Origin of the sequence: Stenotrophomonas sp., assembly GCF_050737075.1 — a bacterium.
Lineage (GTDB): Bacteria > Pseudomonadota > Gammaproteobacteria > Xanthomonadales > Xanthomonadaceae > Stenotrophomonas.
The window spans coordinates 38,248-53,329 of record NZ_JBOHXV010000003.1 but is presented as its reverse complement, the minus strand read 5'-3'; the positions used below and the strand labels follow the sequence as shown (position 1 = coordinate 53,329).

General features: G+C 65.7%; 15 protein-coding genes. All 15 read left to right on the top strand.

Features of this window, described 5'->3' with window-relative positions:
- The first annotated feature begins 8 nt into the window (after window positions 1–8).
- The 15 genes from ACREPD_RS01305 (at window position 9) to ACREPD_RS01235 (ending at window position 15,079) form a co-directional block, all read left to right on the top strand.
- A complete protein-coding gene (locus tag ACREPD_RS01305; RefSeq protein WP_431597599.1) occupies window positions 9–1,301 on the top strand; it encodes a FliI/YscN family ATPase in 1,293 nt (430 codons plus the stop codon).
- Window positions 1,285–1,731: a hypothetical protein gene (locus tag ACREPD_RS01300; protein ID WP_431597598.1), complete on the top strand. Its 447-nt coding sequence runs from the start codon at window positions 1,285–1,287 to the stop codon at window positions 1,729–1,731. The genes ACREPD_RS01305 and ACREPD_RS01300 overlap by 17 nt, the downstream gene beginning before the upstream one ends.
- Window positions 1,722–2,900 carry a hypothetical protein gene (locus ACREPD_RS01295; RefSeq protein WP_431597597.1) on the top strand — a complete coding sequence of 393 codons (1,179 nt, stop codon included), beginning with the start codon at window positions 1,722–1,724 and terminating at the stop codon, window positions 2,898–2,900. The genes ACREPD_RS01300 and ACREPD_RS01295 overlap by 10 nt, the downstream gene beginning before the upstream one ends.
- Complete coding sequence (locus ACREPD_RS01290) at window positions 2,897–3,856, top strand: FliM/FliN family flagellar motor switch protein (protein WP_431597596.1); 960 nt, start codon at window positions 2,897–2,899, stop codon at window positions 3,854–3,856. Before ACREPD_RS01295 ends, ACREPD_RS01290 begins: the two co-directional genes overlap by 4 nt.
- The gene (locus tag ACREPD_RS01285) at window positions 3,853–4,518 is read left to right on the top strand and encodes an EscR/YscR/HrcR family type III secretion system export apparatus protein (RefSeq protein ID WP_431597595.1); all 666 of its coding nucleotides are present in this window, start codon (window positions 3,853–3,855) and stop codon (window positions 4,516–4,518) included. The genes ACREPD_RS01290 and ACREPD_RS01285 overlap by 4 nt, the downstream gene beginning before the upstream one ends.
- Window positions 4,519–4,521: 3 nt before the next feature.
- A complete protein-coding gene (sctS, locus tag ACREPD_RS01280) occupies window positions 4,522–4,779 on the top strand; it encodes a type III secretion system export apparatus subunit SctS (RefSeq protein ID WP_431597594.1) in 258 nt (85 codons plus the stop codon).
- 4 nt (window positions 4,780–4,783) lie between these two features.
- On the top strand, window positions 4,784–5,581 hold the full coding sequence (gene sctT / locus ACREPD_RS01275; protein WP_431597593.1) for a type III secretion system export apparatus subunit SctT: 798 nt from the start codon (window positions 4,784–4,786) through the stop codon (window positions 5,579–5,581).
- Window positions 5,578–6,624 carry an EscU/YscU/HrcU family type III secretion system export apparatus switch protein gene (locus tag ACREPD_RS01270; protein ID WP_431597592.1) on the top strand — a complete coding sequence of 349 codons (1,047 nt, stop codon included), beginning with the start codon at window positions 5,578–5,580 and terminating at the stop codon, window positions 6,622–6,624. The genes sctT and ACREPD_RS01270 overlap by 4 nt, the downstream gene beginning before the upstream one ends.
- Window positions 6,625–6,707: 83 nt before the next feature.
- Entirely contained in the window at window positions 6,708–7,232 is a 525-nt protein-coding gene (locus ACREPD_RS01265; protein ID WP_431597591.1) for a SycD/LcrH family type III secretion system chaperone, read from the top strand.
- Between the two features lie 5 nt (window positions 7,233–7,237).
- On the top strand, window positions 7,238–9,004 hold the full coding sequence (sctE, locus tag ACREPD_RS01260) for a type III secretion system translocon subunit SctE (protein ID WP_431597590.1): 1,767 nt from the start codon (window positions 7,238–7,240) through the stop codon (window positions 9,002–9,004).
- Between the two features lie 42 nt (window positions 9,005–9,046).
- Window positions 9,047–10,312 carry a hypothetical protein gene (locus tag ACREPD_RS01255; protein ID WP_431597589.1) on the top strand — a complete coding sequence of 422 codons (1,266 nt, stop codon included), beginning with the start codon at window positions 9,047–9,049 and terminating at the stop codon, window positions 10,310–10,312.
- Window positions 10,313–10,325: 13 nt separating this feature from the next.
- Entirely contained in the window at window positions 10,326–11,429 is a 1,104-nt protein-coding gene (locus ACREPD_RS01250; RefSeq protein WP_431597588.1) for an IpaD/SipD/SspD family type III secretion system needle tip protein, read from the top strand.
- A gap of 31 nt (window positions 11,430–11,460) precedes the next feature.
- Window positions 11,461–14,223 (top strand): hypothetical protein, encoded by a 2,763-nt coding sequence (locus ACREPD_RS01245; RefSeq protein WP_431597587.1) that lies wholly within the window; start codon window positions 11,461–11,463, stop codon window positions 14,221–14,223.
- On the top strand, window positions 14,220–14,468 hold the full coding sequence (locus ACREPD_RS01240; protein WP_431597586.1) for an acyl carrier protein: 249 nt from the start codon (window positions 14,220–14,222) through the stop codon (window positions 14,466–14,468). The genes ACREPD_RS01245 and ACREPD_RS01240 overlap by 4 nt, the downstream gene beginning before the upstream one ends.
- Window positions 14,465–15,079, top strand: a complete 615-nt coding sequence (locus tag ACREPD_RS01235; protein WP_431597585.1) for a lytic transglycosylase domain-containing protein — start codon at window positions 14,465–14,467, stop codon at window positions 15,077–15,079. The genes ACREPD_RS01240 and ACREPD_RS01235 overlap by 4 nt, the downstream gene beginning before the upstream one ends.
- Window positions 15,080–15,082: the final 3 nt, after the last annotated feature.

Sequence of the window (15,082 nt, the reverse complement as noted above, 5' to 3'; positions counted from 1 at the left end):
CAGCGGCCGTGCCCTGTTGGCGACCCTGCGCCTCGCCGCTGGCGATGCGCGTGGGTGAGCTGCGCGTGCCGCTGCCCGACGTCGCCGTCGGCGAGCATTGCCATGTGCGCTGCTCCGCGAGCGATGCGCGGGTGCTCACGCATGGCGTGGTGACCCGGGTGGACCACGGTGTGGCCACTCTGGCCCTGATCGGCGCGCCGGTACGGCTGGCGTCGGACGTCGTCGTGGTCCCCACCGGCCGCCCGCTGCAGGTGGCGCTCGGCGGGCACCTGCTCGGCTGCGTGCTGGACGGCTTCGGTGAGATCGTAGAGCGTCTGCAGGGCGGCGAAGGCACGTGCGAGCACGCCGCCGCCCGCCCCGAGCCGGTGCAGGCGGCGCCACTCGACTACCGCCAGCGTCGCCCCATCGCTACCCCGTTCGCGACCGGCATACGTGCCATCGACGCGTTGCTGACCGTGGGCGAAGGCCAGCGGATGGGCATCTTCGCCGCTGCGGGCTGCGGCAAGACCACGCTGGTCGAGATGCTGCTGGCCAACGCCGACTGTGATGTCCGTGTGGTCGCGCTGGTCGGCGAGCGCGGGCGCGAAGTCGCCGGCTTCGTCGAATCGATCCGGCACGGGCCCACGGCGGCCCGCACCATCGTGGTCCAGGCCACGTCCGACTGCTCGCCGGCCACCCGTGTCAATGCGGCGATGGTGGCCACCCGCATCGCCGAGTACTTCCGCGAACAGGGCAGCAACGTGCTGCTGGTCATGGACTCGGCCACCCGCTACGCCCGCGCGCTGCGTGATGTCGCGCTCTCGGCTGGCGAGCCGCCGGCGCGCCGGGGCTTTCCGGCGTCCGTGTTCGAGGCATTGCCGCGCCTGGTCGAACGCCCGGGCAATGCACTGCGCGGCAGCATCACCGCGTTCTACACCGTGCTGCTGGAAGACGACGCCGATCCTGATCCGGTCGGGGAAGAGGTCAAGTCGCTGCTGGATGGCCACATCTACCTCAGCCCCCGGCTGGCCCAGCGCGGCCACTTTCCGGCCATCGACGTGCTGCGCAGCGCCAGCCGCCTGTATCCACAGTTGGCGGGCGAGCGCCAGAGTGCCGCCGCCACCCGGCTGCGCACCGTCATGGGACGCCTGGAGGATCTTCAGCTGCTGCGTGACATCGGCGAATACCGGCCCGGTGTCCAGCCCGACCAGGACGACGCGGTCGCCCGCGAACCGCGCCTGCTGGCGTTCCTGCGCCAGCCGCTGCACGAACAGGTTGGCCTGGCGGCGGCCGTGGAGGCGCTCGATGTCGTCGCCCGCTGACCCCGCACGCCTGGCCACCCTGGTGGTGCAGCGCGTGCAGCGCCTGCGCCGTGAAGCGGCGAGCCACTCCACCCAGGCGGCCGATCACGAACAACAGGCCCACGGCCTGCGCACCCAGGCCGACCTGCAGCTGCGCGAGGCGCAGCTGGGCGAGGAACACGGGCTGGACCGCCAGCGCCTGTTCGATCGCCTGCGCACCGTTGCCATCGCGCGCGCGCACGTCCTGGAGTGCGACCTGCGCGCCAGCGACCTGCAACAGCAGGCCGCGCAGGCGCGCGAGCGCGAGCACGAACTGCGTCAGGCGGCCATCCAACAGCAGTCGCGCGCCCGTCGGCTCCAGGCCGTGGGCGAGCGCATTGAACAGAAACGCAGGCAGGCGCAACGGCGCCGCCACGAGCGAACCATTCAAGAGGAATACACATGTCGGTAAAGGTTGCACCACTCAGCGAGGCATTTGCGGCACCGGGTCCGGTGGCGCCGGTGGCACTCAGCCAGCGTGTCGAGGCGCGGCATCGGCACGGCGGTAATGGCGATCCGCGGCACCACGCCCCCGCGCCGCCTGCCGAGCAGCTCCCGGAACAGCGGGACGATGCCTGCCACACAGACTGGGCGGATCGCCGCGCCGCGCTGCGCGAGCAGAACACGGAGACGGCGTTCGCCGTAGCTCCGCCCAACGTGGCGGTGAACCTTGTGCGGCTGCCGCCCAACGGCGCCGCCACTGCGAAGGCGCCTGCCCAGTTCCCCGCAACGCCTGCTGCACCTCCCGGTGGCGAGTCGACCGCGCCCGGTGGCGCGACAGGTAAGCGGCCCCAGCCTGCCGTCGCCGCGCAGGTGCCTGTGAACCCGTCGGCCAACACCACCCCTGCCGCGCCCGGCAGTGCGGTGATCCTGCCTGCGGGGTCGCCGCTGCCCTCGACCGGTGCCGCAGTCCCGGCCGCGGCCCCCACCGCTGCGGATCCTTCGCCCGCAGCGCAGTCGGCAGCGGCGATGCTTGCGCGCGCCGCCACGGCGACGGCCTCGGCCACGCCAAGGGGCACGCCTGGCGCCGTACACGGTGCGCTTGCCGACCGGGGTTCAGCGGACACCATTGCCGCGGCAACGTTGTATCCCGTCTCGCCCGCAGCACCCGTTTCCGAGCAGATGCAGCCCACGGCGGGTGACGGCACCCTCCCGCAGGCAAGCACGCCCGTGGTCGCGGCCGCACCTGCCGGCGTCGACACTCCTGCACAACAGCAGTCCGGTGGCGAATCCCTGCTCACCGCCGCGCGGGCCGAAGCCAACGTCACTACCCGCAAGATCGTTCACGCCGCGCAGCAGGCCACGATGCTGCAGGCGACGATGGCCGCGCGTACCCAGCCCGCATCGCAGGTCAACGTCGCGTTCCGCAGTTGGGGCGTTGATGCGTCGGGCAGTGCGCATTCGGTGCGCGTGCGTCTTCAGGACGGCCAGGCCATCGTGCAGCCCAGTACCGCACGGGTAGGGCAGGCGCTGGCCCTCGCCGAACTGCCGTTCGGCGTAGACCTGCAGCCTGCGGTGGAGCCGGCCAGCAACGCCACCGACGAGCGCCGCCGCCGTCGCGGCCAGCAGCCGTCGCCATGAGCGCGCAACGCTGGCCGTTCAGCACGGTGTCGCCGGCCATGGCGGCGAACGCAGCGGTGACCACCGCCTGCGCGCGCATGGGTCTCATGCCGCGGCACCAGGCCTTGCCTGCGCGCGGCGCCATGCTGCGCTTCGACGTGACCGCCGCCGTCGGCGAGCTGCATCTGGCCGTCGCCGCCGATGACTGGTGCCCGGTCATGTTGCCCGAACTGGCCGACCTGGCCTGGAGCGAGCTGATCGATCGCGCCACCTTGGCCTGTTGGTTGCCGGAGCGTCCATTGCTGGATGTCCTGGCGGGCGGCTTTGCCGACGCGCGCGTATCGCTCCGCGACGTGCTGCCGGTCGCCGCGCTCAAGCACGACGCCATCCCCCAGCCCACGCTGCAGACCGCGCAGGGCCCCGCGTGGATCCTGCATGCCAGCCCGTCCGCGACCCTGCCGCCGCAAGGACAGGCGTTGCACCTGCGTCTGCCGGTAGACCTTGCCGTGGCGCGCTTCAGCCTGCCACTGCAGCGCCTGCGCACGCTTGCCCCCGGCGCCGTGGTGCTGGTGGACCAGCTCCTGCCGGTGGCACGCAGCGGCCGCCATCGCCTCTACACCTTCGACTTCACCCTTGAGACCATCTCCGTGACCACTACCTTCGACTTCCTCGACGAAGAAGACGATGCCGACCTCGGCGTCGCCTCATCCACCCTCGCACCGGCAGACGCTGCTGCCAGCCCCGCCGGTATCGATGTAGCGCGCCTGCCGATCACGGTGGACGTGGTGCTGTGCCAGCTGCAGCAGTCGGTCGGTGATCTGGCCGCACTGCAGCCCGGTACCGTGTTCGACCTGCCGCCGGACGCGTGGAAGCAGCTGCAGCTGCGCGTCAACGGCCAGGTGGTGGCGCGTGGCGAACTGGTCCAGGTGGGCGAGCAGCTTGGCATCCAGCTGCACCAGGCGCCGCTGCTGCCATGAGCTTCGTCAACAACGACATCTCGCTGATCGCGGTCATGGCGATGGCGGCGATGTTGCCCTTCCTGATCGCGGCCGGTACCTGCTACCTGAAGTTCTCGGTGGTCTTCGTACTGCTGCGCAACGGGCTTGGGCTTCAGCAGGTGCCGTCCAACATGGTGCTCAACGCGTTGGCGCTCATGCTGGCCTTCTACGTCATGCAGCCCATCGTGCAGAACATGTACGACGCCTACCTGGCGCTGGACGCGCCCCTCAACTCCGTAGCGTCCGTGGTGAGCTTCCTCGACAGCAGCCTGGATGGCTACAAGGTCTACCTGGCCACCTATTCCGATCCGGACCTGCTGGAGTTCTTCGAACGTGCCCGCCACGCCGAGCCGGGCGTGCCGCTGCCCGCGCTGGAGCCGCATGAGCGTTCGCTGTTCGCGCTCATGCCAACTTACGCGTTGAGCGAACTCAAGGACGCCTTCCGGATCGGCTTCTACCTGTACCTGCCGTTCGTGGTGGTGGACCTGGTGGTGTCCAGCGTGCTGTTGTCGCTGGGCATGATGATGATGAGTCCGGTGACTATTTCCGCGCCCATCAAGCTCATCCTGTTCGTGGCGATGGATGGCTGGAGCCTGCTCTCGCAGGGTCTGGTGCGCCAGTACCTCGACGTGCCGATGTAGCCCATGGACGCCATCATGTTCATGGGCAACAAAAGCCTGCTGCTGATCCTGCTGTTGTCGGCAGCCCCCGTGGCCGTCGCCACCATCGTCGGCCTTGCCATCGGCCTGTTCCAGACCGTCACCCAGCTGCAGGAGCAGACCCTCCCGTACGGCGCCAAGCTGCTGGCCGTCATTGCGTGCCTGCTGGTGCTCATGTCGTGGATGGGCGCGCGCATGCTCGACTTCGCCCGGCTCGCCCTGCAGACCGCATTGGCGGGGTAGGGCAGTGCAGCTCTCTCCCTTCGATGCCGAACTGGTGGCCTTGGCGCGCGACCATGCCGTGCCGATCGTGCTGGGCATCGCGCGCATCGGCGCCTGCCTGGTCTGGATCCCGTACCTGTCGCCAGGCGTCATGCCCGCCAAGATGACCCGTTCGGTCGTGGCGGCCATGGTCCTGATCGGGTTGTGGCCGGCCACCGCCGGCGCCGCCGTGCCGCAGGACATGGTGTCCATGGCCGGCGTACTGCTGCGCGAGGCCTTGATCGGCACTGCCATCGGGCTGGTGGTGGCATTGCCGTTCCACATCTTCCACGGCATGGGCGCCATCGTGGACAACCAGCGCGGTGCCGGCATCGGCGCCATGCTTGATCCCACCAGCGGCATCGAGGCCACCGAAACGGCCAACCTGCTGCAGCTGATGAGCGTGGTGATCTTCCTGGCCACCGACGGCATGCTGGTGCTGCTGGAAATCATCCAGTCCAGCTACGCATTGGTGCCGATGGGCGCAGGCGTGGTGCTGGACCTGCCCCGTGTGCAGGACTTCGCTGGCACGCTGCTCGCCGGCGCCGTGCGCATGGCGCTCCCGGTGTTGCTGCTGCTGTTCCTGGTGGAGGTGCTGCTGGGCGTGCTGTCGCGCTTCTCGCAGCAGATGAACCCGTTCTCGCTGTCGCTGGCGATCAAATCGTTCATCGCGTTCATCGCGCTGCTGTTCTACCTCATGCCCACCATCGTCCATCAGGTGCCGTTGATCCGCGACAGCACTGACGCGCTGCAGTTGCTGGTTCCGGCTCCCGCAGCGCCATGAAGACCGAAAAGCCCACCCCGCATCGCCTGCTCAAGGAATCGAAGAAGGGCAAAAGCTTTGTCAGCAAGGACCTGGCCGCCGCCGCCGTGCTGGTGGCTGGCCTGGTGGCCCTTGCCGTGGGTACGTCCAGCCGCGCCGTGGTGGGCTTCTTCCGTGGCATGGCCGAAAACGGGTTCAGCCTCACCCCGGCCGACGCCGCCTGGCAGGCCACCGTGGCCTTCCTGTGGATGGCGGTACCGGTAGGCGCGGCGGCCATCCTCGCCGCCGTGCTCATCTCGCTGGTGCAGAGCCGCGGCGTCATCGCCGCCGAAGCCGTCCGCATCGACCTTGCGCGGGTCAATCCGATCTCCGGCTTCAAGAACCTGTTCTCGCTCAAAGTGGTCAAGGGCGCGGTCACCGCCATCCTCTATCTGCTGGCCGGCATCGTGTTCGTGATCCTGGCCTGGGCGCTGTTCGCGCCCACCCTGTTCGCCCAGGTACAGATGCCCGACAAGGCCGCCGCCGCGGTCTGGCACAGCGTGGGCTGGCGCAGCACCGCGCTGCTGCTGGCCGTGGTGATACCCATCGCGCTGGCCGCCGCGTTTGTCGAGTACCGGCTGTACATCCGCGAGATGCGCATGGACAAGTCCGAGGTCAAGCAGGAGCACAAGGACCACAACGGCAACCCGGAAATCAAGCAGCGCCGCCGCGATATCCACGACGAACTGTCGGCGCAGGTGCAGTCCGACGTGGCCGGCTCGTCGCTGGTGCTGGCCAACCCAACCCACATTGCCGTGGGCATCTACGCGCATCCGGAGTATCCGGGGCTGCAGTTCGTTTCCGTGCGCGAGCGCGGCAGGCGCGCGCGCAAGGTCATTGCCCTGGCCGAGAAATCCGGCGTCCCGGTGGTACGCGACATCGCCGTCGCACGCGCCGTGTATGCGCAAGTCCGTCGCTATCAGTTCGTGCCTGTTGCATTGGCTACGCCTATCGCTGGAATCCTGCAGTGGCTGCGCGACGTGGAGAGCAACCACGCTGCGGACCCCGCCGGCGACCCGGAATGAGTGAAATACGAAAGCCCCCCTTCCCACCGCTCGCCAAACTGTGCCTGTCCTGCAGCACAAGAGGCTTTATCAGGTAACCCCGAATGACCGACGCTCCCCACACCCCGACAGGCACCGATGCCGACCAGGCCATGCTCGACGAAATGGCCCAGTTGCTGCTGGACGGCGCACAGAGTGGTGCCGCCATCAAGGACCTCAAGGGTGTCAGTGACGACATGCTGGAAGGTGTCTACGCCTACGCGCACCGCTTCTATACCGACGGTCGCCTGGACGAAGCCGAAACCTTCTTCCGCTTTCTCTACCTGTACGACTTCTACAACGGTGACTACGCCCTCGGGCTGGCCGCCGTGCTGCAGATGAAGAAGCAGTACGCCAAGGCCATCGACATGTATGCCCTGGCGTACGCCCTGCTCAAGCGCGACGAGCGGCCCATGCTGCATGTCGGCCAGTGCCACCTCGCGCTGGGCAAGCTCGCCATGGCACGCGGCTGCTTCGAAACCGTCCTGCTGCGCTCCACCAATCCCGATCTGGCCGCCCGCGCCAAGGTCTACCTGCAGGCGCTGTCGCCCACTGACGACGACGCCCCCGAATCCAACAAGGAAATGTAACGCCCATGAATGCCATCGCCTCCGCCGGTGCCACCCCGCTGCCGTTTGTCCAGGCATCTTCCGCACGTTCCGAAGCCGCGTCCGCCGCGGCGGCTGGCTTCGGCGCGGTCTCGTTCAAGCAGATCGAAGCCATCGACCGTAAGGTGATGGAGCTGCTGGCCAGGGCGGCAAGCGAGCGGACCGGTCAGGCGGCGACGGTGACGGTGAAAGACAGCCCGATCCTGCGCCATGCGGCGGTGCCGGCGCACGCGACGCTGACGCCGGAAGCGATGCTGTCCATGCTCGCAGGGCAGCTCAGCGAGCTGCTCAAAGAGGAAAACACCCGCAACCTGTCCTCGCAGCTGCAGCTGGTCAAGCAGCGCCTGGCGCAACGCGCCGCATCCAGCGCCGAGCTCTCCGAAGCCATCCGCTTGGCACAAGCCTTGGTCGACGCATCACTGGGTGAGGTCGGCACCGCCGAAGGCGAGCTGGCTGCCGCCGTCGAAGCGCTGAAGAAGGCCAAAGAGGAGGTGGCCCGGTTGGAGCAGGCGCTGGCCGACGCACCGCCGGAAGAGCAGGAGGCGCTGCGAGCCCAGCTCGAGGCCGCCAAGGGCGTAGTGGGCGTGAAGCAGGCGCAGGTTGATGCCGCCGTTGCCACCCTGGCCGCCGCAGTGGCCACCCTGGATGCCGCGCTCGGCGATCTGGAAGCGTTCAAGGCCGAGGCCGACAAGCTGGATCCTACCGGCGTCCTCACTGCCAAGGGTGACGAGCGCGCCCTCACCAATGAGGCAAAGCTGAGTGAACTTCTGGCGCTGCTGCAGCAGATCATTGGCAAGGCCAACGACAAGAAGCTCGCCGACGACACCAAGCTGATCCAGGAAGTGCTGAAGCTGCGTGAAGCGGAAAACATGCGCCGTTCGCAGGAATACCAGGACGAAGTGGCCAGGGCGGAGCAGGCCCAGAAGAAGATGGGCTGCATCGGCAAGATCATCGGCTGGGTGATTACGGTGGTGGCCGTGGTCGCGGCCCCGTTTACCGGCGGCGCCAGCATGGCCCTGGCCGGCATCGGCCTTGCCCTGGCCATCGGCGAGGAGCTGGGCCTGGACGTGATGGGCAAGATCATGGAGCCCATCATGAAACTCATCATGGAACTGGTGAAGCAGATCGGCAACGTCATTGGCGACGTGCTCACCTCGCTCGGCGTCTCTTCGGCCTTCGCCGACAAGATCAAGGATGTGCTGGGCATCGTCGCCGTAGCCGCCATGATCATCGCCGCCGTCGTGCTCAGCAAGAAGGTCGCCGGCACCATGGCCGTGCAACAGATCGGCAAAGCCATCACCCGTGCTGTGTCCGGGGCGATCAGCAAGGCGCTGCCGCAGATGCTCAAGACCATCGCGCGCACGGCGAGCCAGACCGTGGACGACGTGGCCAAGGCACTGTCCAATGCCGCCGCCAAGATAGGCGGCAGCAGTGCCGACGACCTCGCCGTGCGTGCGGGTCAAGCTACGAAGGCCATGCACGTCATGCAGTTCGCCAACCAGGGCAGCCAGGGCGTGGGCGCGGTCATCATCGCCGACATGTACATCAACGCCGCCGAGCTCCTGGCCAAGCTGGAGCTTGGGCTGGCGGACTCGCAGATCTTCCGTGACCTCATCCAGAAGATCCTCCAGTACTTCATGCAGACCAACAACCTGGTTGCCGACCTGTTCCGTCAGATGACCGACGTGCAGGCCAGCCAGGACGAGAGCGCCAAGTTCGTGACCCATCGCGTCGGCGCCACCTCGGCGGCCTGACCGGTCGGCGTCTCCTCTCCCCATTCTTCAAGGAACTCACTCATGACCGACCTGTCCATTCAGAGCCGCGTCGCGGCCTACCAGCCGCAACTGAACGACATCACTGGCAAAAGCACTGCGACCGGCAACGCGTCCGTCGCGCCCGTTCCCATGGATTCAGCAACGCTGGGCAGCCTGACCGACGCGGTGGCCAAGCGCCTGCTCACGCCCGCCAATGACACCGGCCGTACGGGCACCTCCGCCGCGCCGGTCGAGCTGCGCGCGGCCTCCATCACGCTGGAAGACGCGCAGGCGCGCCTGACCAGCGTCATCAGCAAGCTGCCGGTCCTGCTGTCGGCGCTGGTGGGCGGGAACGACCCGATCAAGACCGACGAGGGTAGCGACACCCGCGCCACCGAAGGCGCCGCTGCGCAGATTCAGCCCCGTGCCGTGCTCGACAGCCCCGCCACCGTAGCCGGCGCGTCTGCCGCGACCGGTGTCGACGCCGACATCGGCGCACGTTCGGCAAATGCCGGTGGATGGATCAAGGACAGCCCGTTCAGCAACCTGCTGGCGCTGCTGCGCCAGTTGCTGCTCAAGTTCGAAAAGCTGGACCGCGACAACAGCACCCAGATGGTGACCATGCAGCGCCAGATCACCATCGTGGCAGGCGACCTGGGTGTGCAGAAGGCCCGTGAAAGCCTGGCCGGTGCCATTGGCAGTGCGGTGCTCACCGGCGCCATTGGCGGCGCGGCACTGAAGCAGACGTTCAAGTCGACCTCGATGCAGACCAACAGCACGGTCAAGAACACCAACACGGCCAATCGAGTCGATGTCGCAACGCATGACGCCCGGGGTGGTATCAAGGCCAACAAGACGCCAAGCAATGAGATGCGCCCCGCGCACGATGCGCAGGGTGTCCAGGCGAAGGGCGCCGCCGACGTGCAGGCAGATGCCAGTGCGGATGTGGCGCCGATGCGCACGATCGCAACCAACCAGGCGACCAAATCGGAAGCGGCCACGCTCCATGCCGATGACGCAGAAGTCCGGGCACTCGCCCAGATTCCTGCCAGCAACGCGATGATGCTGAACATGCTGGCCCCATCCATCGGTGGCACGGTAGCCGCCGGCGTGAACATCGAAGCCGAAATGACCGAGTCCGAGCGCCAGCTGATGCTCAATGTGGCCGAGACCTTCAAGCGTGTCGCCGACGAGCAGCAGGACCAGGCAACCAAGACCCGCGACATGCGCGACGCCACCGCCCAGCTGGTGGAAAGCCTGATGAACCTCATGGCCAGTACCAGCGGCCACCAGATCAGCAAGTTCTAAGGAGATCCGCCACGTGACCGACAGCATTACCACCTTCGCCGCCGCCAATATGCCGCGCCCCGCGAGCATCAAGCAGGCCGAAGCGCAACAGATCGCACCCGAATCTCCAGTACTGGCCAAGGAGTTGCGTTCTCGCCTCCTCCAGGTGAGCCACCTCGCCCAAGCGGCCCGCAGCGCAGCGCTTACTCAGATTGCGCGCTGCAACCAGCTTGCGGTTGAAGGCCTGGGCACGGTAGATCCGCCCCGCACCGAAGTCCTCCAGAACCCAGAGCTGCTGGAAGACTTCAGGCGCAAGCAGCAGCGTGAAGCCAATATGGTGGCCAACACGCAGCGGGCACTGTCGAGTTCGGAGCGCAGCCAGACGGATCTGTCGCGCGCGCTCGTCTTCCTCATGCCGCAGCTCCGCCCCGGTGAGGAGGAAGACGGCATCTCGCTGCCGGGCTTCGAGTCGCCGATGCAGGACCCGTCGTCCCTGGACACCAGTGGTCTGATCTGGGACTCCCATATCGACTTCTACGCGCAGATCAGCGCGATGCTCGGGTTGCTGAAGACCGAATGGTTGAGCAAGTACCAGGATGCGCTGGGCAAGTTCCTGGAGTTCTATCAGAAGTTCTCCGACATCATGGAGCAGCTCAAGCCTGTTGCTGATGGCGACAAGGGCGATATCAAGATCGACTTCAACTCGGTGCATAGCAAGCTCAAGGCACTCGCGCAAGAGTTCGGAATGGATGTCAATGCTCTGGCTTCATTTCCGAGCAAGCAGGCCGCAGAGGCCTTCAAGACCTCTCTAGGTCTCCCGGGGCTGGCCGTAACAGGACCGGATGCCAGCGGAAACTGGCACGTCAAGATGGACATGTCGGCCGTCAATGATCTGATCGCCAGCATGGAGCAGAGTAAAGGTGTTCCGTTTCCTGCAGACAAGGTATTCGACAGCGCCGCATACAACGCCTGGGTGTCTGGCAAAGACAGCAACATGGAGCAGATCAAGCACGTCAGCAAGGTGCTGGGCGAGAAGCTGAGTGAGATGACGCAGAAGTACGACAACATCGTCAAGATCCTCAGCTCCACCATCGACAAGATCTCCGAAGCCGACATGGGCTTCGTGCGCGGTCTGTGACCAATTACGTGATGCAGGAGTTACAGAACAAATGACAGTAAGTGCAATCCACAACGCTTGCGCTGCCCGCATCGTGCCCGAGCGCGCGCTCAAGGGCTTGGGCAACGGGATCCATCTGCTTGAAGTCCGCAATCGTGAAGGCGCCGTGCCGTCTCCGTCGGCGCCGTGTAGGTCGACCTACACGCTCGGAAAGCATCAGCAGCGTGCACATGCTGATGCAATTTCAGCGTCTCACGATGTGCTCATTGCTGCGCGCGATGCGGAGTCGGATCCGGGCAGGCGCGCCGCGTTGGACAAGTCGCTGGGTCATATTGGTCCGACGCCGCAAGAAGCGTACGGCCCGCGTGTCATGAACAAGCTCACCGTATGGGGCGCTGTCCTGAAAGCAGTGGAGCATGCATTGGAGCGTGCGCCGGGCAACAAGGACCTTGTCGATTGCAGGAATGATTTGAAGTCCGCGATCGTCAAGGTTGGCCTCAAAGCTGGTGTGTGCAAGGGAATTGCCGACGGTGGCTATCATGGTGACAAGCCTTCGCGCAGGCTGTCCGATGCCCTGAAGCAGGGGCAGGATGTGGTGCTTGCATGCCGCCAGGCGATGGGCGACAGCGTGCTGCTGGATGGAGTGGTCAGCGCCGTTCTGCCAAGTGCCATGATGCAGAGCTTCCTCGAGCGCCAGCCGAATGTTGCGGCGTCTTACGAAGGGCGGATGCAGGAACTGGACCTGGGACAGTTCCTTCATAAGCCGAACGCTGACTCTACGTGGAGCACCGTCGAGCATCAGATGCAGACGGGCTGCCCAGAGGCATTCTCCGAGGCGGTCTTCAATCTGCTCAAGCTGCCCGAGTACGTCCTGGAGGGCGAGCCGGCCGGCCCCGGTTCTGAGCAGCCGCCTGCTACGCCCGTGTCCGACAGCAAGTTCCCGCCCATCCCCGCGATGCCGTCCGGTGGCAATCAAGCCATCAATCAGATCGTCGTGGACAACAGCAAGTTTGGCGAGTCGTTCGCCAACTTGGCTGGTAAGTTGGAGTCGATCTCAAACCTCTCGATGAAAGACATCCTTGAGGTGGGCGTCGAACTGGGCCAGCTGAAGGAGAGGAACGCGCACCTGACCGAAGACAATGCCGGCCTTCGCACCTGGAACACAGATCTCCGGAACGAGAATGCGGCTCTCAGGGATGAGAATTCGTACATCCGGGATGAGAACACGTATCTGCGAAGCAGGCTCGACAGTCTTGAGAGAAAATTTAACGACGCCCAGTATCGACTGAATGGTTGGTGCAACAGTTCCCCACGCTTCGAGACAAAAGACGATGGGTCGGTTTACTCAGATTCTGGCCATGGGGGCAGTGTCAGCGGCAAAAACATCGACGTGGCTTCCTTCACTAACGACAATGAAGCTGATGACGAGGGTCTGGGCGCGGGTTCCCTTGGTTGGGGCTCGATGCGTATGGAGACCGCGGACGCGGCGGCGCAGGTGGAAGGGGGCAAGGACCCTGAGGCTGACGAGATCGAGCGTCGGCTTGAGGGCCTGAGAGGGTTTTCTTCCAAGCGCAACCGGAGCGCCGATGCGCATTCCCCGGTAGTGGATACCGTCGTGCACTCACGCGCGAATCAGACAGATCAGTTCGTGAACCTTCCAACTAGTGTGGCAGGCGTTCAGCAGGTCCGTGGTCCGGCAAATGCACCGATCGTTTCCTTCGAGCATCTCCAGACATCTTCCAGCACACACCAGGAAGTACTGGACGGTGTTCGCATGGTTCGGGTGGATGACGCTACTCAGAAGAGTGGGCCCGAGCGTCCGACTGCCAGGCACCCTCAGGTCCGTCGCGCGGCTTCAGACAGTTCAGTGCCTGAGTTGACTGCGAAATTCGAAGAGCTTGGCGGGCATTCGCGCTCGTCGTCGGTTGGGGCCAATGAGAGAGTGGGTGAGCGCACCGCAAGTAGGCGATTCACGAGCCACGAGGACCTCATGGCGTTCAGGCGGCTGCCACGTTCGTCCGAGATGTTGGCGGCATCAAATCGTGCTGTGCGTAGTTCTGAGGCGGTCCAGAATAGTGGTCATGTAGTGGAGACGCCGGAGCTCCGGAGCACCGCGACAACTGTTGCATTGACTGGCAGGAGCGCTGTCGGTGATTCGGCCGCAGCGATGCCTGTCGTCGTCGTTCCCGTGGAGTCCTTAGAAGATGTGTCTTTCAGCACGTCAAAGCAGCAGCTTGTGCCGGCCAGTAGGTTATTCGCCGGCGCTCAGTCGCCGGTTGCAAGTGGGACGCGTACAACACTCCGTGACGAGTTCGATACGCTGCTTGGCTTTCGACATGAGCAGAAACAGGGGCTGAGCGCCATCAAAAACGGGGACCCGTTCCGCGGGTATTGGCAGAGCATTGGGGGTGTTTCATTCAATCCGCCTGTCCCACCCACAGCTCAAAACAAGGAGGTGCCTCGCAAGCTGAGCGATCTGGAGAAGGTGAACGTCAAGCTGGCAGAGAGTCGTGCACGGGGCGGCGCCCTGAGTTTGGCGGGTATCCTCCCTCAGAGGACTCAGCATGGCCGGACAATGCAGAATCTGGTTGATTCTGCAGCTCTCGCGTTGCAATCGAATCTCGTCTTCTCATCGGGAGATGCTCGTGAAACCGCATCGACGGCCTCCGTCGGTGCGGAGCCCGGCGAGAACGCGACGCCTCGTGCAGCCGAGCATCACGTTCTGGTTGCAAAGGAGATGTTCAACAGCCCCATAACCAGGGCCTTCAAGAGGCACCCCAGTCCGACGGTGGATGGCTTGAAGCGCGTCTCATGAGCGGCTCCCTGACTTTGCAGGATATCCGCCGCCTGGCGGCTGCCCACCTCGGGCAGCCGCTGACCGAGGTGGGCTCGCAGCATCGGCTGGTGGAAGACCTTGGGGTCGATTCACTCGAGATGCACGCGTTGCTGATCGTCATCGAGGAGGCCGGCGGCACACTGCCGACGGCGGAGGCGCTGCGCGAAGTGCAGACCCTGGCGGACCTGCATGCCGCGATCGAGGCGCAGGGCGACGCCTTGTGACCGCGCGCTCTGCGCGCTGGTTGCTGCTGGCGGCGACCTGGGTAGCGGCTCCGGCCACCGCCCAGGTCTTCGCCACGCTCGACCGGAACGGTCAACTGCAGGTGTCCTCTGCACCGCTTGGCGGGGCGAGGGCGTTTCATCCACACCGCCCCTTCGTGGCGGGGTCGCCTGCGGCCCCGCCGCGTTCGCGTGTGCCTTCCGCTGGCACACTGGCAGCTCCCCGCTGGACATCGCTGATCGACCAGGTGGCGGCTGAATTCGCCGTGGACGCCCGATTGTTGCACGCCATCGTGAGCGTTGAATCCGCCTACAACGCGCAGGCACGCTCGCACGCCGGCGCATTGGGGCTGATGCAGGTGATTCCTGCCACCGGCAAGCGCTTCGGCGCCGTTGACCTGTTTGACCCCCTGCAGAACCTGCGGGCGGGCACCGCCTACCTGGTCTGGCTGCAGCGTCGCTTCGGTGGCGACCTGGAGCTGATGCTGGCCGCTTACAACGCAGGCGAAGGTGCCGTGCAGCGGCATGGCAACCGCGTGCCGCCGTTCACCGAAACCCGCCGCTACGTGGCCAAGGTGAGCGCGCTCTACTACGGCGCGTTGCCCGCACCATGACGC

Coding starts and splice junctions, on each gene's coding strand:
- ACREPD_RS01300 (WP_431597598.1), top strand. CDS start 1,285: ATGTCGTCGCCCGCTGACCCCGCACGCCTGGCCACCCTGGTGGTGCAG.
- ACREPD_RS01295 (WP_431597597.1), top strand. CDS start 1,722: ATGTCGGTAAAGGTTGCACCACTCAGCGAGGCATTTGCGGCACCGGGT.
- ACREPD_RS01290 (WP_431597596.1), top strand. CDS start 2,897: ATGAGCGCGCAACGCTGGCCGTTCAGCACGGTGTCGCCGGCCATGGCG.
- ACREPD_RS01285 (WP_431597595.1), top strand. CDS start 3,853: ATGAGCTTCGTCAACAACGACATCTCGCTGATCGCGGTCATGGCGATG.
- sctS (WP_431597594.1), top strand. CDS start 4,522: ATGGACGCCATCATGTTCATGGGCAACAAAAGCCTGCTGCTGATCCTG.
- ACREPD_RS01270 (WP_431597592.1), top strand. CDS start 5,578: ATGAAGACCGAAAAGCCCACCCCGCATCGCCTGCTCAAGGAATCGAAG.
- ACREPD_RS01265 (WP_431597591.1), top strand. CDS start 6,708: ATGACCGACGCTCCCCACACCCCGACAGGCACCGATGCCGACCAGGCC.
- sctE (WP_431597590.1), top strand. CDS start 7,238: ATGAATGCCATCGCCTCCGCCGGTGCCACCCCGCTGCCGTTTGTCCAG.
- ACREPD_RS01255 (WP_431597589.1), top strand. CDS start 9,047: ATGACCGACCTGTCCATTCAGAGCCGCGTCGCGGCCTACCAGCCGCAA.
- ACREPD_RS01245 (WP_431597587.1), top strand. CDS start 11,461: ATGACAGTAAGTGCAATCCACAACGCTTGCGCTGCCCGCATCGTGCCC.
- ACREPD_RS01240 (WP_431597586.1), top strand. CDS start 14,220: ATGAGCGGCTCCCTGACTTTGCAGGATATCCGCCGCCTGGCGGCTGCC.